At 69.7% G+C, this 26,394-nt stretch carries 25 protein-coding genes; 11 read left to right on the top strand and 14 right to left on the bottom strand.

Annotated elements, in window-relative coordinates; translation table 11 throughout:
• Positions 1-203 precede the first annotated feature (203 nt).
• Positions 204-2,483, top strand: coding sequence for an NADP-dependent malic enzyme (locus tag ASD59_RS12065; protein ID WP_055831985.1), 2,280 nt, complete (start codon positions 204-206; stop codon positions 2,481-2,483).
• Here the strand turns inward: ASD59_RS12065 and ASD59_RS12060 are convergent.
• The 9 genes from ASD59_RS12060 to rdgB all read right to left on the bottom strand — a co-directional run bounded on the left by ASD59_RS12060 (position 2,480) and on the right by rdgB (position 12,903).
• The gene (locus ASD59_RS12060; protein ID WP_055831982.1) at positions 2,480-4,225 is read right to left on the bottom strand and encodes an AmpG family muropeptide MFS transporter; all 1,746 of its coding nucleotides are present in this window, start codon (positions 4,223-4,225) and stop codon (positions 2,480-2,482) included. The two genes, ASD59_RS12065 and ASD59_RS12060, sit on opposite strands and share 4 nt — an antisense overlap.
• A gap of 35 nt (positions 4,226-4,260) precedes the next feature.
• Positions 4,261-5,769, bottom strand: a complete 1,509-nt coding sequence (locus ASD59_RS12055; RefSeq protein ID WP_235561816.1) for a response regulator — start codon at positions 5,767-5,769, stop codon at positions 4,261-4,263.
• Between the two features lie 107 nt (positions 5,770-5,876).
• Positions 5,877-7,466 (bottom strand): YifB family Mg chelatase-like AAA ATPase, encoded by a 1,590-nt coding sequence (locus ASD59_RS12050; RefSeq protein ID WP_055831978.1) that lies wholly within the window; start codon positions 7,464-7,466, stop codon positions 5,877-5,879.
• Between the two features lie 88 nt (positions 7,467-7,554).
• Positions 7,555-8,499, bottom strand: a complete 945-nt coding sequence (gene gshB, locus ASD59_RS12045) for a glutathione synthase (protein WP_055831975.1) — start codon at positions 8,497-8,499, stop codon at positions 7,555-7,557.
• Between the two features lie 59 nt (positions 8,500-8,558).
• Positions 8,559-9,374: a SirB1 family protein gene (locus ASD59_RS12040; RefSeq protein ID WP_055831973.1), complete on the bottom strand. Its 816-nt coding sequence runs from the start codon at positions 9,372-9,374 to the stop codon at positions 8,559-8,561.
• Entirely contained in the window at positions 9,371-9,811 is a 441-nt protein-coding gene (locus tag ASD59_RS12035; protein WP_369816709.1) for a YraN family protein, read from the bottom strand. Before ASD59_RS12035 ends, ASD59_RS12040 begins: the two co-directional genes overlap by 4 nt.
• Positions 9,808-10,680, bottom strand: coding sequence for a 16S rRNA (cytidine(1402)-2'-O)-methyltransferase (gene rsmI, locus ASD59_RS12030; RefSeq protein WP_055831971.1), 873 nt, complete (start codon positions 10,678-10,680; stop codon positions 9,808-9,810). The genes ASD59_RS12035 and rsmI overlap by 4 nt, the downstream gene beginning before the upstream one ends.
• Before the next feature lie 410 nt (positions 10,681-11,090).
• The gene (gene hemW / locus ASD59_RS12025; protein WP_055831965.1) at positions 11,091-12,260 is read right to left on the bottom strand and encodes a radical SAM family heme chaperone HemW; all 1,170 of its coding nucleotides are present in this window, start codon (positions 12,258-12,260) and stop codon (positions 11,091-11,093) included.
• A 40-nt stretch (positions 12,261-12,300) separates the two neighbouring features.
• Positions 12,301-12,903: an RdgB/HAM1 family non-canonical purine NTP pyrophosphatase gene (gene rdgB / locus ASD59_RS12020; protein ID WP_055831963.1), complete on the bottom strand. Its 603-nt coding sequence runs from the start codon at positions 12,901-12,903 to the stop codon at positions 12,301-12,303.
• A gap of 532 nt (positions 12,904-13,435) precedes the next feature.
• Here rdgB and ASD59_RS12015 point away from each other — a divergent pair.
• The 3 genes from ASD59_RS12015 to ASD59_RS12005 are packed head-to-tail and all read left to right on the top strand — an operon-like array spanning position 13,436 to position 14,756.
• Positions 13,436-13,933, top strand: coding sequence for a DUF2975 domain-containing protein (locus ASD59_RS12015; RefSeq protein WP_055832022.1), 498 nt, complete (start codon positions 13,436-13,438; stop codon positions 13,931-13,933).
• Between the two features lie 23 nt (positions 13,934-13,956).
• Positions 13,957-14,217, top strand: a complete 261-nt coding sequence (locus ASD59_RS12010) for a helix-turn-helix domain-containing protein (RefSeq protein WP_055831960.1) — start codon at positions 13,957-13,959, stop codon at positions 14,215-14,217.
• Positions 14,214-14,756, top strand: coding sequence for a Smr/MutS family protein (locus ASD59_RS12005; protein WP_055831957.1), 543 nt, complete (start codon positions 14,214-14,216; stop codon positions 14,754-14,756). The genes ASD59_RS12010 and ASD59_RS12005 overlap by 4 nt, the downstream gene beginning before the upstream one ends.
• Here ASD59_RS12005 and ASD59_RS12000 read toward each other — a convergent pair.
• The 3 genes from ASD59_RS12000 to ASD59_RS11990 all read right to left on the bottom strand — a co-directional run bounded on the left by ASD59_RS12000 (position 14,753) and on the right by ASD59_RS11990 (position 17,895).
• Entirely contained in the window at positions 14,753-15,991 is a 1,239-nt protein-coding gene (locus ASD59_RS12000; RefSeq protein ID WP_235561814.1) for a cupin domain-containing protein, read from the bottom strand. The genes ASD59_RS12005 and ASD59_RS12000 overlap by 4 nt on opposite strands.
• Positions 15,992-16,004: 13 nt before the next feature.
• A complete protein-coding gene (locus ASD59_RS14305; protein WP_055831951.1) occupies positions 16,005-16,760 on the bottom strand; it encodes a hypothetical protein in 756 nt (251 codons plus the stop codon).
• A gap of 106 nt (positions 16,761-16,866) precedes the next feature.
• Positions 16,867-17,895, bottom strand: coding sequence for an adenosine kinase (locus ASD59_RS11990; protein ID WP_156377024.1), 1,029 nt, complete (start codon positions 17,893-17,895; stop codon positions 16,867-16,869).
• Positions 17,896-17,987: 92 nt separating this feature from the next.
• Between ASD59_RS11990 and ASD59_RS11985 the strand changes: the two genes are divergently transcribed.
• Complete coding sequence (locus tag ASD59_RS11985) at positions 17,988-18,878, top strand: ATP-grasp domain-containing protein (protein ID WP_055831948.1); 891 nt, start codon at positions 17,988-17,990, stop codon at positions 18,876-18,878.
• A 219-nt stretch (positions 18,879-19,097) separates the two neighbouring features.
• Here ASD59_RS11985 and nth read toward each other — a convergent pair whose 3' ends face one another.
• Complete coding sequence (gene nth / locus ASD59_RS11980; protein ID WP_082560180.1) at positions 19,098-19,829, bottom strand: endonuclease III; 732 nt, start codon at positions 19,827-19,829, stop codon at positions 19,098-19,100.
• 44 nt (positions 19,830-19,873) lie between these two features.
• Here nth and ASD59_RS14300 point away from each other — a divergent pair, with 44 nt between their 5' ends.
• The 6 genes from ASD59_RS14300 to ASD59_RS11955 all read left to right on the top strand — a co-directional run bounded on the left by ASD59_RS14300 (position 19,874) and on the right by ASD59_RS11955 (position 24,756).
• Entirely contained in the window at positions 19,874-20,086 is a 213-nt protein-coding gene (locus tag ASD59_RS14300) for a hypothetical protein (RefSeq protein WP_156377023.1), read from the top strand.
• 39 nt (positions 20,087-20,125) lie between these two features.
• Positions 20,126-21,238 (top strand): HlyD family secretion protein, encoded by a 1,113-nt coding sequence (locus ASD59_RS11975; protein ID WP_055831944.1) that lies wholly within the window; start codon positions 20,126-20,128, stop codon positions 21,236-21,238.
• Positions 21,235-22,821 (top strand): DHA2 family efflux MFS transporter permease subunit, encoded by a 1,587-nt coding sequence (locus ASD59_RS11970; RefSeq protein ID WP_055831941.1) that lies wholly within the window; start codon positions 21,235-21,237, stop codon positions 22,819-22,821. Before ASD59_RS11975 ends, ASD59_RS11970 begins: the two co-directional genes overlap by 4 nt.
• Complete coding sequence (locus ASD59_RS11965; RefSeq protein WP_055831939.1) at positions 22,821-23,414, top strand: TetR/AcrR family transcriptional regulator; 594 nt, start codon at positions 22,821-22,823, stop codon at positions 23,412-23,414. Before ASD59_RS11970 ends, ASD59_RS11965 begins: the two co-directional genes overlap by 1 nt.
• 61 nt (positions 23,415-23,475) lie before the next feature.
• Positions 23,476-24,231, top strand: coding sequence for a creatininase family protein (locus ASD59_RS11960; protein WP_055831936.1), 756 nt, complete (start codon positions 23,476-23,478; stop codon positions 24,229-24,231).
• A 21-nt stretch (positions 24,232-24,252) separates the two neighbouring features.
• Complete coding sequence (locus ASD59_RS11955; RefSeq protein ID WP_082560179.1) at positions 24,253-24,756, top strand: phasin family protein; 504 nt, start codon at positions 24,253-24,255, stop codon at positions 24,754-24,756.
• A gap of 132 nt (positions 24,757-24,888) precedes the next feature.
• Here ASD59_RS11955 and ASD59_RS11950 read toward each other — a convergent pair whose 3' ends face one another.
• Complete coding sequence (locus ASD59_RS11950; protein ID WP_055831934.1) at positions 24,889-26,334, bottom strand: AMP nucleosidase; 1,446 nt, start codon at positions 26,332-26,334, stop codon at positions 24,889-24,891.
• Positions 26,335-26,394 lie beyond the last annotated feature (60 nt).

Genomic DNA, 26,394 nt, shown 5'->3' with positions numbered 1-26,394 from the left:
CCAACCGCTTCTCCGGAAGCGGCGATGACGCACGCCTGCTTCTCCCTCCCCTTCATGGGGAGGGATGTCGGCGCGAAGCGACGACAGGGTGGGGTGCGTCCGCCATTCCCCACCCGGTCGCTGCGCGACCACCCTCCCCACTTCGGGGGAGGGAGACGGCCGCGGCGGTTGTCCCGGCCGCCCCCCCGCTTTAGGAACATCCCATGGCTGACCTGACCGACAAACAGACCTTCTCCGACGAAGACGCGCTGGAGTTTCACCGCACCCCGACACCGGGCAAGATCTCCATGGCGCCGACCAAGCCGATGGCGACCCAGCGCGACCTGTCGCTGGCCTATTCGCCGGGCGTCGCCATTCCGGTCCTGGCCATCGCCGACGACGTCGACAAGGCCTATGACTATACGTCCAAGGGCAATCTCGTCGCCGTGATCTCCAACGGCACCGCCATCCTCGGCCTCGGCAACCTCGGCCACATGGCGTCCAAGCCGGTGATGGAGGGCAAATGCGTGCTCTTCAAACGCTTCGCCGACGTCGACAGCTTCGATGTCGAGGTCAAGACCACCGACCCGGACGAGTTCGTCACCGTGGTCAAGAACATCGGCGACACCTGGGGCGGCATCAACCTGGAGGACATCAAGTCCCCCGAATGCTTCGTCATCGAAAGCCAGCTGCAGGATCTGCTCGACATCCCGGTCTTCCATGACGACCAGCACGGCACGGCCATCATCTCCACCGCCGGCCTGATCAACGCGGCCCATATCGCCGGCAAGAAGCTGGAGGACCTGAAGGTCGTGCTCGCCGGGGCCGGCGCCGCGGGCCTGTCGTCCATCGCCCTGATGAAGGCCGCGGGCGTCCGGGCCGAGAACACCGTCATCGTCGACCGCGACGGCGTCGTCTACAAGGGCCGCGCCAATGTCGACCAGTGGAAGGCCGCCCACGCCACCGACACCCCGCACCGCACCCTGGCCGAGGCCATGGTCGGCGCCGACGTGGTGCTGGGCCTGTCGGCCAAGGGCGCGATCACGAAAGAAATGGTCGCCTCCATGGCGCCCGATCCGATCATCTTCGCCATGGCCAATCCGGACCCGGAGATCACCCCGGAAGACGTGCTGTCGGTCCGCTCCGACGCCATCATGGCCACCGGCCGGTCGGACTACGTCAACCAGGTCAACAACGTCCTCGGCTTCCCCTACATCTTCCGCGGCGCCCTCGACGTGCGCGCCCGGCGGGTGAACCACGAGATGAAGATCGCCTGCGCGCGCGCCCTCGCGGCCCTGGCCCGCGAGGACGTGCCGGACGAGGTCGCCGCCGCCTATCGCGGCCGCAAGCTGAAATTCGGCCGCGACTACATCATCCCGACGCCGTTCGACCCGCGCCTGATCTGGTACATCCCGCCCTTCGTCGCCCAGGCGGCGATGGACACCGGCGTGGCCCGCAAGCCGATCGAGGACATGGACGCCTACCGCACCCAGCTGCGGTCGCGCCTCGATCCGTCCGCCGCCCTGATGCAGAACATCTCGGCCGCCGTGCGCGCCGCCCCCAACAAGCGGGTGGTCTTCGCCGAGGGCGAGGAGACCGCCGTCATCCGCGCCGCCTGGGCCTTCAAACAGGCCGAACTGGGCACCCCGATCCTGCTGGGTCGCGAGGAGCTGATCCGCAAGAACGCCGCCGAGGCCGGCCTGATCTTCGACGACATGGGAATCGAGATCGTCAACGCCCGGGTCAGCGAGCACAACGCCGACTACACCGACTGGCTCTACGCCCGCCTTCAGCGCCGCGGCTATCTGCGCCGCGACGTGCAGCGGATGATCAACCAGGACCGCAACTATTTCGCCGCCGCCATGTGCGCGCGCGGCCAGGCCGACTGCATGGTCACCGGCGTGACCCGCAATTTCAACATGGTCCTCAAGGAGGTCCGGCGCGTCCTCGACGTCCGGAACCGCATGATCGGCGTGTCGATCCTGCTGGCGAAAGGCCGCACCCTGTTCGTCGCCGACACCTCGATCCATGAACTTCCGAACGCGGAGGAACTGGCCGAGATCGCCATCCAGGCCGCCGCCACGGTGCGCAAGCTGGGCAAGACCCCCCGCGTCGCCTTCCTCAGCTATTCGACCTTCGGCAACCCGCCCGGGGATCGCGGCGAGAAGGTGCGCGAGGCCATCCGCATCCTTGACCAGCGCGGCGTCGATTTCGAATACGAGGGCGAGATGCCGCCCGAGCTGGCGCTCGATCCCGAGGCGCGCGCCGCCTATCCCTTCATGCGCCTGTCCGGCCACGCCAACGTCCTGGTCATGCCCGCGATTCATTCGGCCGCCATCTCGACCCGGCTCGTGCAACAGCTGGGCGGCGCCACCGTGATCGGCCCGCTGCTGGTGGGGCTCGAGAAGTCGGTCCAGATCGTCAGCCTCGGGGCCTCGGTCTCCGAGATCATCACCGCCGCCACCTTCGCCGCCTATGACGAGGGGGCCGTGGTCGAGGGCTAGGACGGGTGGGCTTCCGTCGCATCGGCGGCCGCTTCCTCAGCCTGCCGAGCCTGCAGTTCGGTCTGCTTGCGCGCCACGATGAAGGCCAGCGCCACGGCGAAGACCCCGATCACGGTCGAGTAAAGGAAGAAGACCACATAACCGGCGCCCAGCGCCGCCGGCGTCACACCGCTGGTCGCCGCCCCCTCGACCAGCGATCCAGCCGGCAGGTTCCCGAACAGGCCCCTCAGAGGCGCGAACAGCCCCCCGCCCTCGGCCGCCCGGGCCGATCCTTCGACGATCCGCCCGGACTGCGACGCGATCAGCTTCCCCGGCAGGCCGTACAGCGAGCTGAACAGGGCGTATTGCGTCGCCGTAAACCCGAGGGATGTCAGGCTCGACATATAGGCGATCAATGCGGTGCCGGCGAAACCCGTGGCGGCGTTGTCGATGCCGATGGCGACGAAAAGCGCGCCGAGATCAGGGCCCTGGACAGCCAGCCAGGCGAAAACCAGATTCGACAGCGGGCTCATGAAGGCGCCGATCACCATGGTGCGGATGAGGCCCAATTTCGCCACTGCCCATCCCGCCACGAACACGCCGAAGGTCGTGGCGAAGACACCGAAGACCTTGCGGACCTCGGCCACCTCGGTCTTGTCGAAGCCGAGGTCGAGGTAGAACGGATTCATGATGTTGAGGACGAAGTCGGCCAGTCGGTAGACGCAGATCAACGCGAGGATGAGCGTCGCAACGCCGGCGAAGCGTCGGTAGAAGTCCTTCAGCGGCTCCCCGAACGAGCCCGCCAGATAGGCCCCTGGACGGGTCGGTACGCGCGGTATCGGCCAGCAGGCCAGCACCAGCAGCGCCAGCCCGCCGAAGGTTGCGGCGACCTGGATGTAGACACCGTCCGGTTTGGCCGTCCACGCGGCCTTCAACGCTTCTGCGCTCGTCGCAGACAGGCCCACAAGACCGAGCCCCCCGGCCAGCATGTCCGCCGCGCCGGTCAGGCCGGACCCGATGATCAGCGCCGCGATGACGATGATCAGCAGCCTCACGATCCACTCGAGAAACTCCAGCGGCGGGCGGGACGGAACGTCCCCGACCGGAATGGGCCGGATTTCGTGCGCCTTCTCCCGCGGAGCAAACAAGGCCGCGGCGATGCCGATCCCCATCAGCGCCGCCATGACCGCGTAGGAAACGTTCCAATTGTAGATGTCCGCCAGCACCAGCGGCAGGGCGCCGGCCAGAATCTGGGCGAAGCGGTAGCCGAGCTGATAGGCCGCCGCCATCGCGCCGTGGCGCGTATCGTCCGCGACCTCGATCCGCCAGGCGTCGATGACGATGTCCTGCGTGGCGCCGAACACGCCGGTCAGGACCGCGAACATGGCGACCGAAGCCAGCGAACCGGACGGGTTCTGGCCCGAGATCGACCACAGGCCGAAGACGACCAGCGCCTGGGTCACGACCATCCACGAGCGGCGATGCCCGAGCCATTTCGTCAGGACGGGGATCGTCGTGCGATCAACCAGCGGCGCCCAGATGAATTTGAGTGTGTAGCTGAGGGTCGCCAGACCGAAGAAGCCGATCACTGCGAGCGACAGGCCATCCTCGCGGAGCCAGGCCGAAAGTGTGTCGAAGATCAGAAGAAAGGGCAGGCCCGCCGAAAAGCCGAGCAGCAGCATGACGAACACGCGCCGCTCGCCGTAGACCGCCAGTCCCCCGAGGCCCCGCGCGGGTTTGGCGGGCGTGTTGGCGTCGGTCATCTGGCGTCCCTCGAAAGCGACGCCCCCGCGTCGGCTTATGCGACGGCGACCTTGGCGCGCTCCGTGCGGTTCGTCCAGCGGGCGAGTGAGGCGCGCAGGGTCTCGAGCTCCAGCGGCTTGACCAGATGATCGTCCATCCCGGCCTCCAGACAGGTCCGGCGGTCCTCGGTAAAGGCGTGGGCGGTCAGGGCCACGATCGGCGTCCTGTCGCCGCCGGCGCGGATGGCGCGAGCCGCGCTGGGCCCGTCCATGCCGGGCATCCGCATATCCATGAACACCAGATCGTAGCGGGCCCGCTTCATCGCCGCGACCGCCTCATAGCCGCTGGCCGCCGTCTCGACCGCGCAGCCCTCGCGGCGCAGCAGGGTCGCGGCGAGCAGGGCGCCGACCGGATTGTCCTCGACCAGCAGGACGCGGGTGCCCGAGAACCGGGTCAGGCCGACGCGATCGTCCTCGGGCGGCGGCGGCGGCGGCAGGCCCGCCTGCAGCGTGGCGCGGCCCCCGGCCGCCGCCAGCACCCGTTCGGCCACGGAGGCGCGGCGGAGGGGCTTGATCAGATAGCCGTGGAAACCGACGCCCTTGTAGCGGGCGATCAGATCGCGTTCCGACGGCTTCAGCAGGATGACGCCGCGGCCGTGGGCCGGACGGGCGGCCAGTCCCGAACCCACCGCGCGGGCCGCGTGGTCGATCAGGACCACGTCGCCATTGGCGCCCTGGCGTCCGCCGCAAGCCTCGATCTGGGCGACGGCGCCGGCGCGAACGAAGGGGTCGGGGCTGATGACGTTGACCGTGCAGCCCTCGAGCGGACGGCCGCGGCCGGCGGCGCCCTTCGCGAGCGGGAAGGCGGCCTCGAACCGGAAGCGGGCGCCCGGGCCGTCGGGCCGGTCGCCGACCGTGACCACGCCCTTCATGGCCGAGGCCAGCTTGGACACCACGGCCAGGCCCAGGCCGGCCCCGCCGAAGCGGCTGGCGTCCGAGGCGTCGACGTGGCCGAACTCCTCGAAGATGCGTTTGCGCGCCTCGGCCGGAACGCCCGGACCGGTGTCGTCGATGATGAAGGCCAGCCGCGGGCGCGAGGCCGCGCCGCCGACCCGCTCGACCGTGATGCGCACGGCGCCGGTTTCGGTGAATTTGATCGCATTGCCGGCCAGGTTGAACAGCACCTGACGCAGCCGGCCTTCGTCCCCGACGATGTCGACCGCGTCGGCGGCGACCGACCAGACGATCTCCAGACCCTTGTCGTGCGCCCGGGGGCTCAACAGTTCGGCGACGCCCCGCACCAGGCCTTCCAGATCGACCGGGGCGGCGTCGAACTCCAGCTTGCCGGCCTCAAGCCGGGCGTAGTCCAGCAGATCGTTGACCAGTCCGAGCAGGTGTTCGGCCGAGGAGCGGGCGGCTTCGGCATAGGCGCGCTGCGCCCCGTCCAGCCGCGTGCGTTGCAGCAGGCCCAGCATGCCGATCACGCCGTTCAGGGGCGTGCGCATCTCGTGGCTCATGAGGCGCAGGAACTGCTGTTCGGGCGCGTCCCCCCTGACGGGTTTCATGTCTGCCGGTTCGGTCGTCTTCCCACGTCGCGCCATTCTGGCCTCGCGTCCCTCACGTTGTGCGGGAAACATGCGGCCTCAGATATTAACACCCGCTCAAAAGCCCTTCAGAAAACAGGCACGTCTGCGCGATGCGAGATCTGGCGCTCGAAATCGCCCTGGGCCCCGACGGTCGAGCGGCGATAGACCAGGGCCTCCGCGATGTGCCGCCGCAGGACCCCGTCGCAGCCGTCGAGGTCGGCGATGGTCCGGGCCAGCCGCAGGGTCCGGGTCCAGCCGCGGGCGGTCAGCCCCCCGGCCTCTCCGGCCCGCATCAGCAGGGCCCGGCCCGCCGCGTCGGGCGTGGCGAACCGGTCCAGGGTCTCGCCCGAGGCGCGGGCGTTGACGGCCTGATCGCGCGCGACGGCCGGATCGACGCCTGCGGCGCGCAGCCGGTCCTCCTGCATGGCGCGGGCGGCGGCGACCCGGGCCGCCGCCTCCGCCGTGCCCTCGGCGGGCGGCGGCAGCGCCATGTCCGACGCCGTGACCGGCGGCGTCTCGACGGTCAGGTCGATGCGGTCGAACATCGGGCCCGAGATGCGGTTCTGATAGTCGCGCTGGCAGCGCGGGGCCTTGCCGCAGGCCCCGCGTCCGGCCCCGCCGACGCCGCAGCGGCAGGGGTTCATGGCCGCGACCAGCTGGAAGCGGGCGGGATAACGGACATGGGCGTTGGCCCGCGCCACCACGATCTCTCCGGTCTCCAGCGGCGCGCGCAGGGAATCCAGCGCCTGGGCCGAATATTCGGGCAGTTCATCGAGGAAGAGCACGCCGTTGTGGGCCAGCGACGCCTCGCCCGGCTTGGCTTTCAGCCCGCCGCCGGTCAGGGCCGCCATGGAGGCCGAATGATGCGGGGCGCGGAACGGCCGGGCGCGCGTCAGGGCCCCGCGCTCGATCAACCCCGCCACCGACCAGACCATCGAGGTTTCAAGCAGTTCCTGCGGCGTCAACGGCGGCAACAGGCCGGGCAGCCGCGCCGCCATCATCGACTTGCCCGAGCCCGGCGGGCCCACGAACAACAGGTTGTGGCCGCCGGCCGCCGCGATCTCCAGCGCACGCTTGGCGCTCTCCTGACCCTTGACCTCGCGAAGGTCCGCCGCCGCCGGCCCCGTCCGAACGGGTCCCGGGCCCGGCGCGCGCAGGACCTGGCTGCCCTTGAAATGATTGACCAGGCCGATCAGCGAGCGCGGGGCCAGGATGTTGACGTCCCCCGCCCAGGCGGCCTCGGGCCCGTTGGCCTCGGGACAGATCAGGCCCAGCCCCATGGCCGAGGCCGCGACCGCCGCCGGCAGGGTTCCGCCCACCGGCGCGATCTGGCCGTCCAGATTGAGTTCGCCGACAGCGGCCCACCCGTCTAGCGCGTCCGGCGCGATCACCCCCATGGCGGCCAGCAGGGCCAGGGCGATCGGAAGGTCGAAATGGCTGCCTTCCTTGGGCAGGTCCGCGGGGGCCAGATTGGCGATGATCCGCCGCGACGGCAGGGCCAGGCCGATGCCGGCGAACGCCCCTCGCACCCGCTCGCGGCTCTCGGCCACGGCCTTGTCCGGGAGGCCGACGATGGCGAAGACGATTGGCCCGTCATTGCCGACCAGCTGCACCTCGACGTCCACGCGCCGCGCCTCGACGCCTTCGAACGCGACCGTCACCACCCGAGCCGCCACCGCGCCCTCCCCGCTGCAGCAGGGAACGAAACACGAACCTCCCCGAAATGCAATCCTGATCTATATCAGGCCGCAACCCTGAATGGGATCAGACCGCCCGCTTGCGCTCGATCACGTCCCACATCAGCGCGGCCGCATCGACGCCGGTGAACCGCCTGAGCTGCTGGGCGCCGGTCGGCGAGGTGACGTTGATCTCGGTCAGGTAGTCGCCGATGACGTCGATGCCGACGAACAGAAGGCCCCGCGCCTTCAGCGTCGGCCCGATGGCGGCGCAAATCTCGCGGTCGCGGGCAGTCAGTTCGACCGGGGCCGCCGTACCGCCGACGCGCAGGTTCGAACGGACCTGGCCCGAGGCGGGAATACGATTGATGGCCCCCACCGGCTCGCCGTCGATCAGGATGATGCGCTTGTCGCCCTTCGACACCGCCGGAATGAATTTCTGGATCACCAGCGGGTCGCGGCTTCCCATGGCGTGGATTTCGATCAGGGCCTCGAGGTTGGGGTCGCCGGCCTTCAGCCTGACCACGCCCGAACCGGCCGCGCCGTGCAAGGGCTTCAGCACGACATCGCCGTGGCGCTGGTGGAAATCGACCAGGGCGACCGGATCCGACGAGACCAGCGTTGGCGGGGTAAGGCCGGGGAATTGCGTCACCAGCAGCTTCTCCGGGGCGCTGCGCACCTCGGCCGGATCGTTCACCACCAGGGTCCGGGGGTGCACCGTCTCCAGCAGATAGGTCGCCGTGACATAGGCCATGTCGAACGGCGGGTCCTGGCGCATCAGGACGACGTCCACGTCGGCGCCGAGGTCCAGCTTCACCTCGTCGCCGAAGGTGACGTGGTCGCCCTCGGTCTGGCGCAGCGTCACCGGCCGGGCGCGGCAGAACAGCCTGCCGTCTTCCAGCGCCAGGGTGCGGAAATCATAGACCCACTGCGCATGGCCCCGGTCCTGGGCCGTGGTCATCATCAGCCAGGTGGTGTCGGACTCGATGTTGACCGCCTCGACGGGGTCCATCTGGATCGCGACTCTGAGCATGCCCTGTCCTTCCAACCGTGGACCTTGGCTAATGGGCAGAGGGCGGCGGTCGCGCAACCCTAGTTCAGCTGAAGGCGCACGCGATCGACCGACATCCGGCGCGTGACCTCCATGGGGTCGTCGAGCGTCCGGGCGTGCGACAAGGCCTCCAGCGCGCCGGCCAGAGCGCCCCGCTTCTCCCGCGCGGCGGCCACGTCCAGCCAGGGGCGGTGATCCTCGGGGTCCAGCAGGGCGCGGCGCAGGGCCGAGCGTTCGGCGCCCTCGAAATCCTGGGCGCGGATGGCCCGGCTGAACAGGACGTTCTGCATGCGGATCAGGGCCTGCCGATCGCTGACCGGGGCCATCAGCACGTCCAGGCGGTCGGCCACGTGCGGGGTCAGCCCGGCCCGGAGCGCGCGGCGCGTCAGTTCCGACGGCAGGACCAGCCGGCCCTGGCTGAAGGGATCCAGCGCCACCGGGCCGTCGGGCGTCTCGACCCGCAGCAGGAAGTGACCGGGGAAGTCGACGCCCCGGGCCTTCACGCCCGCCCGCCGCGCCGCATCGAGGTAGAAGACGCTCAGCGCCACCGACAGGCCGCGCCGGCGTTCGGCCACATCGATGATGTCCGTATTGGCGGCGTCGTCATAGTGAAGCAGGTCGCCGTTCAGCCGTAGGTCGGCGGCCATGGTCTCGGCCAGAGCGTCATCGGGGCCTTCGCCGCCGACGCGTTCGGCCAGCCGTTCGGCCGCATGATTGGCCAGGGTCCGGACCGGCTCGGGATCACGGAACGGATAGTCGTGGATGGCGCAGGCGATGGCCGCCTCAAGCATCGGGAAGGCGTCGTCCTCGGCCTGTCCGGCCTCCGTCAGCACGGCGATCGCGTCGTCGCGGGTCATGCGCCGCCCCTCCCGAAGGCGTCAACGCCGCGACGATGGCGCGGAAACCGTCCGGGAGCCAGCGCCACCATATCGATTCTCAGCACATGACCGGTCAAGCTGGGTCTTTGGCGCAACACCGCCCGGCCCGCCGCCAGCAGCCGGTCGTACTGGTCCGGGGCCAGGGCCGCCACGGCGGCCTCCAGCGTGGCGCGGCGCTTGACCTCGGCCACGACCAGGGTCCGGCCGCGCCGCGCGAGGATGTCGATCTCCCCCGCGCGGGTCTTCAGGCGGAAGCCGAGGATCTGGTAGCCCTTCGCCATCAGCAGCGCGGCGGCCAGCCATTCCGAGCCATGGCCGGCCCGGTGCGACCGCGCGCCCAGCCCCACCCGCCAGTCCTGTTTGACGCGCCCGACCTTGGGCGCCGTCAGCCGGGTCGCGGGCTTCGGGGCCTTCACCGGCCCTGAAGCTCCAGCGCCCGCTTGTAGAGCGGCTTGCGCGGCAGGTTCAGGGCCCGCGACACCTCGGCGGCGGCCTCGCCGGGCGGCAGACGGGTCATGGCCTCGGCCAGGGCCGCGTCGGCGTCGGCGTCGGAGGCGACCTCGGTTTCGCCCGGCCCCACCACGACGACGATCTCACCCTTGGGAGACTGGCAGCGTGGATCGACGGCCAGTTCGGCCAGCGAGCCGCGCACGCACTCCTCAAACAGCTTGGTCAATTCGCGGGCGACGGCGGCGGGGCGCGGCCCCAGCACGGCGGCCATGTCAGCAAGACTGTCGGCCAGCCGCGGTCCGCTCTCGAAGAAAACCAGGGTCTGGCGCGCGGTCCGCAGCTCTTCCAGCATGGTCCGCCGCGCGCCCGATTTTGGAGGCAGGAAGCCGGCGAACAGCACCCGGTCGGCGGGCAGGCCGGCGATGCACAGGGCGGCCAGCAGACTGGACGGGCCGGGGATCGGGTGCACCGGCAGGCCGGCGGCGATCACCGCCCGGGCCACCACGAAGCCGGGGTCGCTGACCACGGGCGTGCCGGCGTCCGAGACCAGGGCCACCACCGCCCCCTCGCGCAACCGCTCGATGGCCAGTTCGGCGGCGCGGGGCGAGGCGTGGTCGTCGCAGCGCTCCAGCTTCGCCTTCAGCCCATAGGCCGACAGCAGCTTGCCGGTCACCCGCGTGTCCTCGGCCAGCACGAGGTCGGCGGCGGCCAGCACGTCGAGCGCCCGCAGGGTCATGTCCCTCAGGTTCCCGATCGGCGTCGCCACCAGATAGAGGCCCGACGCCACCTTGCGCGGCGGCGGGGCGGTCGGGGGAAACGGCGAGGGTTCGGACATCGGCGGACCGTGCCAGCGGCGGCCGCCCGGCTCAAGGGCGGGGCTTGACGCGCCGCCGGGCGGGAGACGGAACCGGCCCCGGAAAAATGCCGGAAAGCGAGACTCTCGCCCCCTCTGCGGCGGACGCTGAACGGCGGAAATTGCGCGGGTGGCGCGGGGTCCGGTCGGGCCGGACCGGTCGGGATGACGATGTCAAAGTCCGTGGCGGCGGGATTTCGGTTCCCGACCCATCCATTTTACCACGGCGGAGAGCGGCGCCAGGGAAACGAAGGCGGCTCGGCGGCCGGATCGGGGGGGGAGACGGCCTGACCAGGGGGGCGAAAGGGGCGGATGGCAGAGGGCGGGAATACCGCCTTCTGGCCGGAGCGCGGGTCAGGCGATCCAGATCGGGCCCGCAAGCCCCGACGGCGTCAGACCAGCAGCGCCCTCAGCACCCCGTCGAGCACAGGCCGTCCGGTCGCCGTCGCCCTGACCCGGCCCGCGTCCACCACAAGGAAGCCATCCGAGATCAGCCCGGCCAGCGGCTCCTCCGCCTCCGACCGGCCCAGCGGGGCCAGATCGGCCAGGGCCAGACCCTCGAACGTGCGCAGGCCCAGCAGCACCCTTTCCTCCGCCGCGTCCCGCGCCGACTGGGTCTCGCGCTCGCTCCACGGCGTCCCCGCCGCGACGCCGGCGACGTACGGACAGATACCCTTGTGCGCGACCGTCGCCGTTCGCGCCCCGCCCAGCGTCAGCCGGCCGTGCGCGCCCGGGCCGACGCCGAGATAGTCGCCGCCGCGCCATACATGGAGGTTGTGCGAGGATCGGGCCGCCACGCCGCGTGCGTGGTTGGAGACTTCATAGGCCTCGAACGCCGCGCCCTCGAGCACGCCCTGGGTCGCCTCATAGAGGGCGGCGGACAGGTCCTCGTCAGGCGGCGTCCAGGCATGGCGCGCCACGGCGCGGCCGAAGGCGGTCGTCGGTTCAATGGTCAGCTGATAGGGCGAGACGTGTTCGAAGCCGAGGCCCAGCGCCTCGGTCAGTTCGGCGGTCCAGCCGGCGACGGTCTGGCCGGGGCGGGCGTAGATCAGATCGATCGACAGGCGCGGAAAGGCGCCCGCGGCGACGGCGACGGCGCGCCGGGCCTCGCCCGCCGAATGATTGCGCCCGAGGAAGGCCAGGGCCGCGTCGTCCAGCGCCTGCACCCCCATGGAGAGGCGGTTGACCCCGGCGTCCGCCAGGGCGGCGAAGCGCGCGGCCTCGGCGTCGGTGGGATTGGCCTCGAGCGAAACCTCGATGTCGCCGCGCGGCTCGAACAAGCCCTTGGCCCGGTCGATGATCGCGGCCACGGCGTCCGGAGCCATCAAGGACGGCGTGCCTCCGCCGAAGAAGATCGAGGCCAGCCGTCGCGGGCCGACGAGGGCGGCCTGCGCCTCCATGTCGGCGAGGATGGCCGCAGCCAGCGCGGCCTGTTCCTCGACCCGCCCCCGGTCCCGCACGACGTTGAAATCGCAATATGGACAGATGCGAGCGCAGTACGGCCAGTGGACGTACAGGGCGAGGTCAGTTCCAGGGTCGCTATCGCGATGCGCGCGGCGCATCGCCACTCGAGCGACATCGTGCCCCGGGTCTGGAACGGGATCAGTCAATCAGCGCCGCCTTCAGCTTCGCGAACGCCCGCGCCCGGTGGCTGATGGAATCCTTCAGCGCGGGGTCCAGTTCGCCGAAGGTCTGGCCGTAGCCATCGGGAACGAAGATGGGATCGTAGCCGAATCCCCGGTCGCCGCGCGGGGGGAAGGTCAGCAGGCCGTCGACCCGGCCCTCGACGACCACCGTCGGGCCATCGGGCCAGGCCACGGCGAGGGCCGAGGTGAACCAGCCGCGGCGGTCGTCCGATCCGATCTCCTCGAGCCGTTCCTCCACCCGGCGCATGGCGAAGGCGAAATCCTTGTCGGGGCCGGCCCAGCGGGCGGAAAATATGCCCGGCGCCCCGTCCAGCGCCGCGACCGACAGGCCCGAGTCGTCGGCCAGGGCGACCTCTCCGGCCCGGTCCGCCGCGTGGCGCGCCTTCAGCAGGGCGTTGCCCGCGAACGTGCTCTCGGTCTCTTCGGGTTCGGGCAGGTTCAGGCCGGCCGCGGTGACCACCTCGTAATGTCCGTCCAGAAGCGCGTCGATCTCGACCGCCTTGCCGGGATTGTGGGTCGCCACCACCAGGCGCATCCCCTTGATAAGCTTCAGATTCATTCTGGTCACGCGCTCCGCAACAATCCATTGCCAAAGTTTAATATCGTTAAACGATATGTAACATGACTTCCTTCGACGCACGTCCTATCTATGTCCTCAAGAACGGACGCCGCGACGTTCCCCGAACAAGCCGATACCGGCAAGATCGATGCAGCGGAACAACGAACGAGGGGTGAAAACATCCCTCACTCAGGAACTACGGAGAAAGACCATGAACACCATGAACGCTTCCTACTTCATCGAAAAGGTTGGCCACGGCATCCTCAACGCCATGCTGCTCGCCGCCCTGCCGACCGCCCTGGTCGCCACCCTGATCCAGGCCCTGTGATTCTTCTCTGTCTCACCGGAGCTTTGACGATCGGCATGACAATCGCGATGAATAAGCCCGCGTGTGGGTTCGCCGGACCCCGCGCGGCATCCTCGCCTCGACCCCCGGCCTGAACGAGGCCCCTCCATGCGCTTCCCGAAAATGAAGAAACTCGGGATTAGCGTACCCCCTGTGCCCGGCTTGCGGGCCCGCTCGATGTCCCGGCTGCTGAATGCGGCTCTCGGCGTCGCCTACTGGCTGATGATCCTTCTGACGTTGATCGTGGTGGCGGCTTTCGTCGTCACCCTGTTCATTCCCATGGGACCCACCGGCCTGATCTTCAGCGACGAATCGGGCGGCACCCAGGTTCCGGTCTCACGCACCTACATCCTGTTCGGTTTCGGGGCCTTCGCCGGCTATTTCGGCGGTTTCGCCCTGATCCTGAGGCAGCTGCGCCGCATCTTCGCCACCCTCGCCACGGGCGACCCCTTCCATCCCACCAACGTCAGCCGGCTGAAGCAGATCGGCCTGATCCTGTCCGTGGTCACCGGCGGATCCTGGATCGGGCAGACGCTGGTGGCGCGCCTCGCCCGCGGCGAGATGGACCCCCCGTCGCTTTTCGACCTCGTCACCCCCGCCTTCTCCATCCTGGTCGTCTTCGTCCTGGCCGAGGTATTCCGCGAAGGCGCCCGCCTGCGCCGCGAATCCGAACTGACAATCTGAAAAAGGTCCGCTAGAGCCCCGCCATGGCCATTCGCGTCCAGCTAGATCGCATCCTCCTCGAGCGGCGCATGTCGCTGACCGAGCTGGCCGACCGCGTCGGCGTGACCCTGGCGAACCTGTCGATCCTGAAGACCGGCAAGGCCCGCGCCATCCGGTTCTCGACCCTGGACGCCCTGTGCCGCGAACTGAACTGCCAGCCGGGCGACCTGCTGGTCCAGACGCCGGGGCCGCAGGATTCGGGCTCCGACGAGGACGTCGACGGGACCGCCCCCGGCGCGACATGAGCCGCCGCGACGACCTGAGCCCCGACGACCGTCGCATCTGGGCCCGCGTCGCCGGTTCGGTCACCCCCGCCCAACCGAAGAAGGCGGCCTTGATCATGGCCGGCCCCGCCGCGGTCGAGCCCCCGGCCGCGCCGCATCCGAAGGCCACACCGAAAGAGCGTGGAACGCCGCCGTCCTACACGCCATCGATGGCGCCCGGACGCCCGCGCGGCCTGCCCGAGGAACTGGAGCCCCGCCGACAGCGCCGCCTGTCGCGCGAGCGCGATCCGATCGAGGCGCGGATCGACCTGCACGGCTTCGGCCGTTTCCAGGCCCAGGACGCCCTGACGGCCTTTCTGCTCGGGGCGCAGGCGCGCGGCTACCGCTCGGTTCTGGTCATCACCGGACAGGGCCGCCGGGGCGGAACCGGCGTGATCCGGGCCTCGGTGCACGAATGGCTGCAGAGCCCCGCGCTGCGGGGCGTGGTGTCGGGCTACGCCTCCGCCGCCCGCCACCATGGCGGCGACGGCGCCCTGTATGTGACGGTCCGGCGAGCCTAGTCGTTCGCGCCGCCGGCCCGACGATCGGCCGGCGGCCCGGGCGCCCTCCCCGGCCCCCAGGGAGCCGCGCGCTCGCCCGCCTGACGGTGCACCAGGCCGGCGGTGGTCAGACGCTCCACCACGTCGGCGGCCTCGGGATGGTCGAGGTCCGCCAGCCGGAAGGGCTCCCCCGACAGGATCCGGCGAACGAGGCCGACCGGGGCGCGACCGAAACGGAAGTCCGAACCCGGCCCCAGGACCCGGACGCCGTCGCCCAGGTCCGAGATCCGGGTGAAGGCCGGGCGGGCGACATAGATCGTCCCGTCGTCAGCCCGGTTGCGGGCGATGGCGTCAGCGATATCCGGTTCGCGTGAACGGATGAAGGCCTCGCTGATCGTCTCCCACGCGTTGGCGGGCGCGATCGCGCCGCTCAGGCGCTCGACGAGGGCGTCGAAAACCGGTTGCAGCCGGGCGGGGTCGAAATCCGGCCTCGCATAGTCGTACGGCAGGGCCTTCCGGAACGCCCGGTCCTGGAGGCAGACCTCGGACACCGCCTCGAGCATCAGATCCGCCCAGGTGCGGACGATCAACCCCACGGTGATGTGCAGCGACGGACCGTCGCCAAGGTTCGCCGCATCATGGAAATAGCCGCGAGGGATGTAGGCGCAATCGCCTTTTCGCAGAACGAAACTGTGGCTGGCCTCCCCGGCCGCGTGTTCACCGGAGCGGAATTTCTCGCCCCGATAGGGAGACGCGGCAGGCTCGTCGTAGAGGCGCCAGGTCTTCTCGCCCTCGACCTGGAGGACGAAGACATCGTGGCTGTCGTAGTGGGTGCGGAAGCCCTGTTCGCCGGGAGGCGTCAAATAGATGTTGGTCTGGATGTGGCACGACAGGGCCTGCTCCAGCGCGCGGCAGAAGTCGGCCAGCCGTTTGTCGCTGTGCTGAAGCTGGTTGACGACCAGGGTGGCGCCGTTGCGATAGCCCCTGGCGAGCGCCACGCGGTCGACGACGCCGTTGGCGACATAGTCCGACCGATCGACGGGCGAGCGGGCGTTGGTCATCTCGACCATGCCTTCCCGGAGATCCATTTCGGCGAGCCGGTCGTTGAGCCGGTCAAGGGTCAAAAGGGCGTCGAAGCGGTCGACATCGCCGCCGCCATGGATCAGCGGCTTCTGCTCATGGACATCGGACAGAAAGACCTGATCCGGGACGCCCACCATCCATTCGATCACGCCCGGCGCCTGCAGGGCCCCCATCAGGACGCGACCCTCAGCGCGGCCCACGCCCCTGATTGGCGCGGTCGGAACTGTCGCTGTCGGTGACGCCCGTGGTGTTTCGTCCCTGCCCCGACCGATCGGAACTGTCGCTGTCGGTCACGCCGGTCATGTTGCGGCCCTGACCCGAGCGGTCGGTGCTGTCGTTGTCGGTCTGGCCGGTCATGTTGCGGCCCTGGCCCGAACGGTCCGTGCTGTCGTTGTCGGTCTGGCCGGTCATGTTGCGGCCTTGGCCCGAACGGTCCGTGCTGTCATTGTCGGTCTGGCCGGTCATGTTGCGGCCCTGACCCGCACGGTCGGTGCTGTCGTTGTCGGTCTGGCCGGTCATGTTGCGGCCCTGACCCGAACGGTCGGTGCTGTCGTTGTCGGTCTGGCCGGTCATGTTGCGGCCCTGACCCGCACGGTCGGTGCTGTCGTTGTCGGTCTGGCCCGTGGTGTTGCGGCCCTGGCCCGAACGGTCGGTGCTGTCGCTGTCGGTCTGGCCCGTGGTGTTGCGGCCCTGGCCGACGCGGTCGCTGCTGTCGGTGTCGCTCACCCCTGTGGTGTTGCGGCCCTGGCCGACGCGGTCGCCGCTGTCGGTGTCGCTCACGCCCGTGCCGCGGCCGGCGCCCACGGAGTCGGTGGGATCGGAATCTGTCGGTCCGTCCTGCCGGGCGAAAGCCGGGCCTCCCGCAACCGTCGCCAGCGCCCCGCCCGTGACGCCCGCGCCAATCACCCGCTCGAGAAACGAGCGCCTGCTGAAGTCCGCCATCAAGTCCCCCGAACCAAGCCTCCGCGCGCAACTTTCGCGCACTCCCGCAGACAAGGTCCTGTACGGACCGAAACCTGTCAACCCAGGCGGGTTGCAGGCGAGGGCGTCAGGCGTTCAGGGCCAGGCCCGCCTCTTTCGCCAGCCGCTCCAGCGACGTCATCGGCCGCGGACCCCAGTGGGCGATGACTTCGGCCGCCGCCAGCGAACCGAGCTTGCCGGCGTCCTCCAGCGACAGGCCGCGGGCGAGACCCAGCAGGAAGCCGGCGGCATACTGGTCGCCCGCGCCGGTGGTGTCGACCACCTTGTCGACCGGGCAGGCGGCGATCTCGACCCGCTCGGTCCCGCCGCCTCCGAACACCACCGAACCGGCGGCGCCGCGGGTGACGGCGGCGACGTCGACGATGCGGCCCAGATGGGCGGCGGCCGCGTCGAAATCCTCGGTCTCGAACAGGGCGTGGAGCTCGTTCTCGTTGGCCAGAACGATGTCGGCGGAGGCCTCGATGAAGGCCAGCAGTTCGGCGCGCCAGCGGTGAACCACGAAGGAATCGGACAGGGTGATGGCGACCTTGCGTCCGGCGGCGTGGGCGGCCGCGGCGGCGGCCTCGAACGCGGCGCGGGCCGGGGCCGGATCGAACAGATAGCCTTCCAGATAGACGATGGCCGAGGCGCCGATGAGGGCCGCGTCGATGTCGGCGGCCGCCAGCTGGTTGGCGGCGCCGAGGAAGGTGCACATGGTGCGCTGGCCGTCCGGCGTGACGTTGATCATGCAGACCCCGGTGGCGAGGCCCCGTTCGGGACCATCCTTCAGCGGGACGGTGTCGAATACGACGCCGGCGGCGCGGATGTCGTGGCTGAAGACGCCGCCCAGGGTGTCGTCGGCGACCTTGCCGATATAGGCGGCCCGCCCGCCGAACGAGCCGACGCCGGCGACGGTGTTGCCGGCCGAGCCGCCCGAGGCCTCGACCCCCGCCGCCATGGCGCCATAGAGGGCGGCGCTCTGCTGCGCGTCGACGAGCTGCATCGAGCCGGCGGTCAGACCCTGGGCCGTCAGGAAGGCGGGATCGCAGGGGGCCAGGACGTCGACGATAGCGTTGCCGACGGCGCAGACATCGTAGGAGGCGGGGATCTGGGTCATGGGCGGCCCATAGCGGACGACCGGCCCGGCGTCATCCAAAAACCCATAAGGAAACCCTTATGCATTTCCCGACTGTTCGCTAAGACCCGGGGATGACCGAAGTCGCCGTCCTGACCCCCGACCCGTCCGATCCCTCCTACGCCGGCCAGTGGCCGGGCGTGCTGGCGCGGCTGGGCGAAGCCCTGTCCCTCGCGGGCGTGACCGTCGTCCCGACGCCGTGGACGGAACACGTCGCCGACGCCTCGGCCCTGGAGCGATTTCCGCTGGTCCTGCCGCTGATCGTCTGGGGCTATCACCGGGACCATGAGCGCTGGATCCACGCCTGCGCGACCTGGACCGGGGCGGGGCTGCGGATGTTGAACCCGCCGTCGGTGCTGGGCTGGAATTCGGACAAGAGCTATCTGAAGCGACTGGCCGAGCAGGGGATCGCCATCCCCGACACGGTCTGGATCGACAGCCCGGGACAGGCCGATGTCGACGCCGCCTTCGACCGCTTCGGAACCGACCGGCTGGTGGTCAAACCCCGCGTCTCCGGCGGGGCGTGGAAGACCCTGCGACTGTCGCGCGGCGACCGGCTGGTCGACGCGCCCGGGGGGCCGGCGATGATCCAGCCCTATCTGCCGACCATCGAGACGGAAGGCGAAACCTCCCTGCTGTTCTTCGGCGGCGGGCTCAGCCATGTCGTCAACAAGCGGCCGGTTCCCGGCGAATTCCGGGTCCAGGTCCAGTACGGCGGCGGCTACACCGCCCTCGCCCGGCCGCCCGCCGGCGCGCTGGCCCTTGCGGAGCAGACGCTGGCGGCCATCGGCGAGGATCTGCTGTACGCCCGCATCGACATGGCGCCCGACGCCGACGGCCGCTGGCTGCTGATGGAGGCCGAGCTGATCGAGCCGGACTTCTATCTCGGTTCCGCGCCGGAAGGCGGGCAGAGGTTCGCGGACGCGGTGCGCGCCCGGCTGCAGGCGGAATGTCGAGTCCGCTGATTTTAGCGGACATTGCGGACTCATCGGACTCTTCCGCGCTTCCCCGAAGGTTGGAAAGAGAGTGTAACCCCGCCAGAAGGGGCGCCAGGCATTTGACGCTGGTCGGCTGGAAAACCTGTTTCCTTTCAATGAGTCGATCGACCAAAGTCGTCTGGCAAAACGGGTTTCTGGATCAAGTCCTGAAGGCGGGGCGCTGAACTCCCTCCCGCTGGAAAGGATTCAGCCCGCCTCGCCCATCGCCACCAGATCGGGCCGCGTCGGACACAGGTCGCTGATCAGACAGGCGCTGCATTTCGGCCGGCGCGCCGTGCAGGTGTAGCGGCCGTGCAGGATCAGCCAGTGGTGGGCCTTGGGCAGCCATTGCTCGGGCACCACGCGGAACAGCTGGGCCTCGACCTTGTCGGGGGTGGCGGCGTTGGCCAGACCCAGCCGGTGAGAGACGCGGAAAACGTGGGTGTCGACCGCGATGGCGGGCTCGATTCCCAGTTCGTTCAGCACCACGCTGGCCGTCTTGCGCCCGACGCCGGGCAGGGCCTGCAGGTCGGCGCGGTTCAGCGGCACCTCGCCGCCATGCTGCTCCATCACGATCTGGCTCAGGGCGATGACGTTGCGCGCCTTGCCGCGATAGAGGCCGATCGAGGCGATGTAGGGGACCAGTCCGGCCTCGCCCAGTTCCAGCATCTTCGCCGGCGTGTCCGCCACCCGGAACAGCCGGTCGGTCGCCTTGTTGACCGAGACGTCGGTGGCCTGGGCGGACAGGGCGACGGCCACGACCAGGGTGTAGGGGCTGGAGAAATTCAGCTCGGTCTTCGGCTCGGGCATGACCGCCGAAAGCCGCTCGAAGACGGCCTCGACCCGGTCCTCGTCGGGCGGCCAGCCCAGCACGGGGATCGCCGCGCCGGTCATGACGGCGGGACGTTTGGGCGTGTCTCTGGAAACCTTCCGGGTCATGGCCGACTTAGAGCGCGGCTGGCGTCGCCGCGCCAGATCAGCGCGTGATCCGCGCGACAACCGGAACCACCTTCGGCCGCACCTCGACGACGACGGGCGGTGTCGAGAACCGGCCGGCGCGCGGCTTCAAGGGCGGTGGCGTCGATCTCGCCCGCCGCGAGCCAGCGGACATCACGGCCGCCAAACGATGCGAAACAAGACGTGTTGCGGCGCCGAAACGAGCGTTGTTGATTTTTGGACAGTATCGTCCATTTTAAGTCGTCCTCCCTGACACCCCCTGCTCCGAGCGCGCCCCCATGGCCCTGTCGCCCACCCTGAAAAAACGCCTGCCCCTGATGGTGGGCGCCGTGGTCGCCGTGGCCGTCCTTGTCGGCGGGATCGCGTGGTGGCAGGGCAAGCAGCGCTGGGAGTCCACCGACAACGCCTTCGTCGCCGCCGACACCACCGAGGTCAGTCCCCAGATCGACGGCTATGTCGTCGAGGTGCTGGTGGCCGACAACCAGCGCGTCGCGCCGGGCCAGATCCTCATCCGCCTCGACGACGCCAACGCCCGCGCCGCCCTGGCCCAGGCCGAAGCCAATCTGGCCTCGGTGATCGCCGCCGTCGGCAATGTCGACGCCCGCGCGGCCCAGGAACAGGCCCTGATCGCCTCGCGCGCCGCCGGCGTCGCCCAGGCCCAGGCCCAGGCCGATCTGGCCCGCCAGCAGGTCGACCGTTACGGCAAGCTGGCCGAACAGGGCTGGGTGTCGCAGCAGCGCATCCAGACCGAACAGGCCGGCGCCCGCACGGCCCAGGCCACCGTCGCCGAGGCACAGGCCGCCCTGGTCGCCGAACAGCGCACCGCCGGGGTGCTGGGTTCGACCCGCAGCCAGAGCGTGGCCGCCGTCGAGGTGGCCCGCGCCCAGGTCGAACAGGCCCGCATCGCCCTGGACCGCACCGTCATCCGCGCGCCGGTCGCCGGCGTGATCGGCGCGCGCGGCGTGCGCGTGGGCCAGTATGTCCGTCCGGGCGGCCAGATCCTGTCGATCGTGCCGCTGGGCGACGCCTATGTGGTCGCCAATTTCAAGGAGACCCAGGTCGATCGCCTGCGCCTCGGCCAGACCGTCGAGATCAGCGCCGACGCCTACCCCGGTCAGGCCCTGACCGGCCACATCGACAGCTTCTCGCCCGCGACCGGCTCCGAGTTCGCTCTCATCCCGATCGAGAACGCCACCGGCAATTTCACCAAGATCACCCAGCGCGTGCCGGTGCGCATCCGCGTCGATCGCGCCTCGGGCGCCGCCCTGCGGCCCGGCCTGTCGGTCGAGGTCAAGGTCGACCTGAAGAGCCGGGGAGGCCTCAGCTTCGCCCAGGCCGCCACCGGGACCATCGCCACCGCCGCCGCCGACACGGGCGTCGCGGTCCAGTGACCGCCGCCGCTCCCGCCGTGGCCGGAGCAGCCCCGGCCGAACCGAAGATCAACTGGACCATCCTGCTGCTGGGCTTCGCCGGCATGGTGATCGGCCAGTTCATGGCCATCCTCGACATCCAGATCGTGGCCTCGTCCCTGCCGCAGATCCAGGCCGGGGTCGGCGCCTCGGCCGACGAGATCAGCTGGATCCAGACCGCCTATCTGATCCCCGAGGTCGTGATGATCCCCCTGTCGGGATATCTGTCGCGGCTGTGGGGGACGCAGAAGGTGTTCCTCGTCTCCTGCGCCGGCTTCATGCTGATGAGCGTGGCCACGGGCCTGTCGTCGTCGATCGACGCCATGATCTTCTTCCGCGCGCTTCAGGGCTTCGTCGGCGGGGCCATGATCCCGACCGTCTTCGCCGTCGCCTTCACGGCCTTCCCGCCGGAAAAACGCATCACCGCCAGCGTGGTCATGGGGCTGATCGTGACCCTGGCGCCCACCGTCGGCCCGACCTTGGGCGGCCACCTGACCGAGTGGCTGAGCTGGCGCTGGCTGTTCTTCATCAACGTCCCGCCGGGACTGCTGGTGCTGTTCCTCGTCGGCCGTTACGCCAATTTCGACAAGGGCGACCCGTCGCTGACCAAGGGCTTCGACTGGTGGGGCCTGGGCCTGATGGCGGTCTTCCTGATGAGCCTGCAATTCGTGCTCGAGGAAGGGTCGAAGAACGACTGGTTCTCGGACGACAACATCCTGTGGCTGTCGGTCCTCGCCGCCATCACCGGCCCGGCCTTCATCTGGCGGTCCCTGACCTACCATAACCCCGTGGTCGAGCTGCGCGCCTTCACCAACCGCAACTTCATGGTCGGGGTGGTGATGACCTTCACCGTCGGCGCGGCCCTGTTCGGGGGCACCTTCCTGCTGCCGCTGTTCCTGTCCCGGGTGCGGGACTATTCGGCGGCCGAGGTGGGCACCACCATGGTGGTGTCGGGCCTGGCCATGTTCGTCACGGCCCCGTTCGCGGGCCGGCTGGTGCGCAAGGTCGACGCTCGCATCCTGATGTTCGGCGGCTTCATGCTGTGCGCCTGGGGCATGTGGGACGCCCACGCCGTGACCAGCGAATGGGGCTTCTGGGAATTCGCCGGGGTCCAGGCCGTGCGCGGGGCCGGTGTGATGATGGCCATGATCGCGGCCCAGCAGGTGACCATGTCGACCCTGCCGCCGCACATGGTCAAGAACGCCTCGGGCCTGGTGAACCTGTCCCGCAACGTCGGCGGCGCCTTCGGCCTGGCCTTCCTGAACACCTCGCTGACGCAGAACACGGCCTCGCACATGAGCGAGCTGACCCAGAACATCTCCGTGACGAACGGCGGCATGCAGGCCATGCTGGCGGGAATGCAGGAGCGGTTCGCGGGCTCGATCGACCCGGCGGGAGCGGCGATGAAGGCGATCCAGGGCATGCTGAATCTCCAGGCCACGACCCTGGCCTTCGGCGACGCCTTCGCCATGCTGGCCGTCGGCTGCGTCTTCGCCGCCTTCGTGACCCTGTTGTCCCGTCCGGTGAAGGCCGTGGCGGGCGGCCCGCCGGTGGACGCCCACTGATGGCCCGCGTCGCCGGACAGATCGACGAGGCCAAGACCGAGGCCATCCTGGACGCGGCCCTGGCCCTGTTTTCGGAGAAGGGCGCCCTGACCTCGATGGAGGCCATCGCCCGCCGGGCCGGGGTGTCGCGCCAGACCCTCTACAACCGCTTCCCGTCCAAGGTGGAGATCGGCCGCGTCCTGGCCGCCCGCCGCTCGGACGCCATCAGCACGCCGCTGCGGAGCGGCGGGGATCCCGAAACGGTGCTGACCGCCATGGCCGCCGGCATGCTGGAAAAGCTGTGCGGCGCCCAGGCCGGCGCCTCGATGCGCGGTGTCGCCCTGATGTCGCCGAGCGACCCGGAACTGGCCGCGGCCATCTATCAGGCCGGCCCGGCCGAAGGCCTGCGCCGTCTGTCCGCCTGGCTCGCCGAGCAGGACCGCAAGGGCTTGCTGCGCATCCCCGATCCCGACGCCGCCGCCGAGATGTTCTCGGGCATGGTGCTGGGCCACGGCCACCTGCGCGGCGTGCTGGGCCTCCCCCATCCGGACTTCGACCTCGGGGCCCGCGCCGCCGAGGCGGCCCGCCGCTTCCTGCGCGCCTTCGCCGTCTGAGGCGGTTGGCCGCGGCGGACAATCGGCCTAGACCGCGCCCGTACCGTTCCGGAGCGTACCCATGCTGATCCACCTCTCCTCCTGGCCCGAGATCGACGCGCGGCTGAAGACGACGAAGACCGTCGTCGTGCCCATCGGCTCGAATGAACAGCACGGCCCGACCGGCCTGCTCGGCACCGACTGGCTGTGCCCCGAGATCATCGCCCACGCGGCGGAGGCGCAGGACGAAAGCCTGGTCGTGGCTCCGACCTTCAATATCGGCATGGCCCAGCATCACCTGGCCTTCGCCGGCACCATCTCGCTGCGGCCTTCGACCTTCATGGCCGCCATCACCGACTGGGTGTCGTCGCTGAGCCGGCATGGCTTCGAGCGGATCTATTTCCTCAACGGGCACGGCGGCAACGTCGCCACAATCGAGGCGACCTTCGCCGAGATCTACGCCGAATGGTCGTTCGTCGAGGAGCAGCCGCCGTTCGTGCTCAAGCTGAAGAACTGGTGGGACCTGCCGGGGGTGCACAGCCTGTGCGCCAGGATGTTCCCGACGGGCCACGGGATGCACGCCACCCCGTCCGAGATCGCCGTCACCCAGGCCGCCTATCCGGATCGCATCAAGGTGGCGGACTACAGCCCGCAGATCGCCCCCACCGGCCCGATCCGCGACGCCCTCGACTATCGCGCCCGCTTCCCCGACGGCCGCATCGGCTCGGACCCGGCCCAGGCCAGCCCCGAAAAGGGCCGGACCATCATCGACGCGGCGGTCCCCGCCCTTCTGAAGGATGTGGCGGACTTCTCGTCGGAGGTCTTGCCCGCGACCTGATTGCGGCCCAAGGCTCGGCGCATGACCCAGTTCGACAAAGCCATCAAGACCGGCCGCCGCCTGACCCGCGACGGCGCGCGCGCGGCCAGCACCGCCCTGTCGGGCGGGGAGATGCTGCAGGCCGCCGGCGATGTGATCACCGCCCGCATGGAGATCATGGCCGCGGGCCTGGTCGACCCGCGCAAGGTCGACCTGAAGGAAATGTCGTTGATGAGCACCGAAAAGGTCGAGGCCCTGTCCGCCTCGGCCTCGGCCATGGCGAAGACGTTCGGCGACATCGGCGGCCGCGTCGGCTCCGGCTTGATGACGGAAGCCGGGCACGCCTCCAGGGCCGCGACGTCGATCGCCTCCGCCTCGACCCCCGCGGCCGCCATGCAGGCCCAGTACAGCTACGCCGTCGGCTGGTGGAGCCGCGCGGCGACCCAGATGCTGACGATGAACAGCGCGCTTCTGAAGGGCCAGGCCGACGTCATGCGTCCGATCCACCGGACCGCCGTCGCCAATGCGAAGCGGCTGAAGAAGTAGGCGAGATATTCTCCCTCCCCTTCATAGGGAGTGGGGTCGCGCAGCGACCGGGGGGGAATTTCAGACGCACCCCACCCTGTCGTCGCTTCGCGCCGACTTCCCTCCCCATGAAGGGGAGGGAGAACGTGTTTCTTACCGGAACGGCGGCTCGTCGAAGGCGCGCAGCTTGCGCGAATGCAGGCGGGCGCCCTCGGCGCGCAGCAGGTCGATGGCGTGAATGCCGATCTGAAGGTGCTCGGAGATCGAGCCCTCATAGAAGCGGTTGGCCTGTCCCGGCAGCTTGATCTCGCCGTGCAGCGGCTTGTCCGAGACGCACAACAGGGTCCCGTAGGGCACGCGGAAGCGGTAGCCCTGGGCCGCGATGGTCGCCGATTCCATGTCGATGGCCACGGCCCGGCTCTGGTTGAAGCGCAGCGCCGACTTGGAATAGCGCAGCTCCCAGTTCCGGTCGTCGGTGGTCACCACCGTGCCGGTGCGCAGGCGCCGCTTGACCTCCTCGCCCGGCGCGCCGGAGACGATCTTGGCTGCGTCGTACAGCGCCCGCTGGACCTCGGCGATCGAGGGGATGGGAATGTCCGGCGGCAGCACCGCGTCCAGCACGTGGTCGTCGCGCAGATAGGCGTGGGCCAGCACATAGTCGCCGATGCTCTGGCTGGGCCGCAGACCGCCGCAGTGGCCGATCATCATCCAGGCGTGGGGACGGGTGACCGCCAGGTGGTCGCAGATGGTCTTGGCGTTGGACGGGCCGACGCCGATGTTGACCAGGGTGATGCCGCGATGGCCCGGCGCCGTCAGGTGATAGGCCGGCATCTGGTGCTTCTTCCAGGCCGCGTCCATGACCGCCGTCTCGGGGCTGGGCGTGTCGCGCGTGATCTCGATCCCGCCGGCGCAGACCAGCCTGTCATAGGCGCTGTTCGGATCCTGCAGCTGGGCGCAGGCCCAGCGCACGAACTCGTCGACATAGCGGTTGTAGTTGGTGAACAGGATGTAGCTCTGCACATCCTCGACCGGCGTGCCGGTGTAGTGGCGCAGGCGGGCCAGCGAGAAGTCCGTGCGCAGGCCGTCGAACTGGGCCAGCGGGAAATCCCGGGTCAGGTCGAACATCCCGTCCGAGATTTCGTCGCCGATATGGGCCAGGTCCGTGGTCGGAAAATAGCGCGCGACGGCGGCCGTCTGGCTGCGGTCGAGGGCGACGTCCGAACCGTCCATCACATAGGGGAAGGGGATCTCCTGATCCGACGGGCGCACGTCGAAGGCCGCGCCATAGTCCGCCTCCAGCAGGGTCAGCTGTTCCAGCAGATAGGGACGGTACAGGTCGGGCCGGGTGATGGTGGTCGCATAGACTCCCGGCCGCGACAGCCGGGCGTAGGCGCGCTGTTCCAGATTGGCCGGCCGTTCGCCGTACCAGCTGACCCTGAGTTCAGGATAGGAGAACAGGCCCTTGGCCCGGGCCTCGGGATCGGCGCGTTCGCCGGTCCGGAGAAAGGCCCCCACCGCGGTGCGCAGGTTGGAGACGGACTGGTTGTAGAGGGCTTCGAGGCGGTCCAGCGCCGCCTGTGGTGTCATCGTTTCTGTCATGGCCTCATCTAGCGGAAGAAGATGACCTTGGCGAGACGGTGGAGCTTCAGCGCCCCGGGC

This window comes from Brevundimonas sp. Root608 (genome assembly GCF_001427825.1).
Classification (GTDB): domain Bacteria; phylum Pseudomonadota; class Alphaproteobacteria; order Caulobacterales; family Caulobacteraceae; genus Brevundimonas.
Note: the sequence above shows the minus strand (reverse complement) of the source record. Positions and strands in the feature narration are given on the sequence as shown.

Excerpts from the sequence above, each read along its gene's own strand:
- ASD59_RS12065 (WP_055831985.1), top strand. The coding sequence starts at position 204 with ATGGCTGACCTGACCGACAAACAGACCTTCTCCGACGAAGACGCGCTG.
- ASD59_RS12060 (WP_055831982.1), bottom strand. The coding sequence starts at position 4,225 with ATGACCGACGCCAACACGCCCGCCAAACCCGCGCGGGGCCTCGGGGGA.
- ASD59_RS12055 (WP_235561816.1), bottom strand. The coding sequence starts at position 5,769 with ATGAAACCCGTCAGGGGGGACGCGCCCGAACAGCAGTTCCTGCGCCTC.
- gshB (WP_055831975.1), bottom strand. The coding sequence starts at position 8,499 with ATGCTCAGAGTCGCGATCCAGATGGACCCCGTCGAGGCGGTCAACATC.
- ASD59_RS12040 (WP_055831973.1), bottom strand. The coding sequence starts at position 9,374 with ATGACCCGCGACGACGCGATCGCCGTGCTGACGGAGGCCGGACAGGCC.
- rsmI (WP_055831971.1), bottom strand. The coding sequence starts at position 10,680 with ATGTCCGAACCCTCGCCGTTTCCCCCGACCGCCCCGCCGCCGCGCAAG.
- hemW (WP_055831965.1), bottom strand. The coding sequence starts at position 12,260 with ATGCGCCGCGCGCATCGCGATAGCGACCCTGGAACTGACCTCGCCCTG.
- rdgB (WP_055831963.1), bottom strand. The coding sequence starts at position 12,903 with ATGAATCTGAAGCTTATCAAGGGGATGCGCCTGGTGGTGGCGACCCAC.
- ASD59_RS12010 (WP_055831960.1), top strand. The coding sequence starts at position 13,957 with ATGGCCATTCGCGTCCAGCTAGATCGCATCCTCCTCGAGCGGCGCATG.
- ASD59_RS12005 (WP_055831957.1), top strand. The coding sequence starts at position 14,214 with ATGAGCCGCCGCGACGACCTGAGCCCCGACGACCGTCGCATCTGGGCC.
- ASD59_RS12000 (WP_235561814.1), bottom strand. The coding sequence starts at position 15,991 with ATGGGGGCCCTGCAGGCGCCGGGCGTGATCGAATGGATGGTGGGCGTC.
- ASD59_RS14305 (WP_055831951.1), bottom strand. The coding sequence starts at position 16,760 with ATGGCGGACTTCAGCAGGCGCTCGTTTCTCGAGCGGGTGATTGGCGCG.
- ASD59_RS11990 (WP_156377024.1), bottom strand. The coding sequence starts at position 17,895 with ATGACCCAGATCCCCGCCTCCTACGATGTCTGCGCCGTCGGCAACGCT.
- ASD59_RS11985 (WP_055831948.1), top strand. The coding sequence starts at position 17,988 with ATGACCGAAGTCGCCGTCCTGACCCCCGACCCGTCCGATCCCTCCTAC.
- nth (WP_082560180.1), bottom strand. The coding sequence starts at position 19,829 with ATGACCCGGAAGGTTTCCAGAGACACGCCCAAACGTCCCGCCGTCATG.
- ASD59_RS11975 (WP_055831944.1), top strand. The coding sequence starts at position 20,126 with ATGGCCCTGTCGCCCACCCTGAAAAAACGCCTGCCCCTGATGGTGGGC.
- ASD59_RS11965 (WP_055831939.1), top strand. The coding sequence starts at position 22,821 with ATGGCCCGCGTCGCCGGACAGATCGACGAGGCCAAGACCGAGGCCATC.
- ASD59_RS11960 (WP_055831936.1), top strand. The coding sequence starts at position 23,476 with ATGCTGATCCACCTCTCCTCCTGGCCCGAGATCGACGCGCGGCTGAAG.
- ASD59_RS11955 (WP_082560179.1), top strand. The coding sequence starts at position 24,253 with ATGACCCAGTTCGACAAAGCCATCAAGACCGGCCGCCGCCTGACCCGC.
- ASD59_RS11950 (WP_055831934.1), bottom strand. The coding sequence starts at position 26,334 with ATGACAGAAACGATGACACCACAGGCGGCGCTGGACCGCCTCGAAGCC.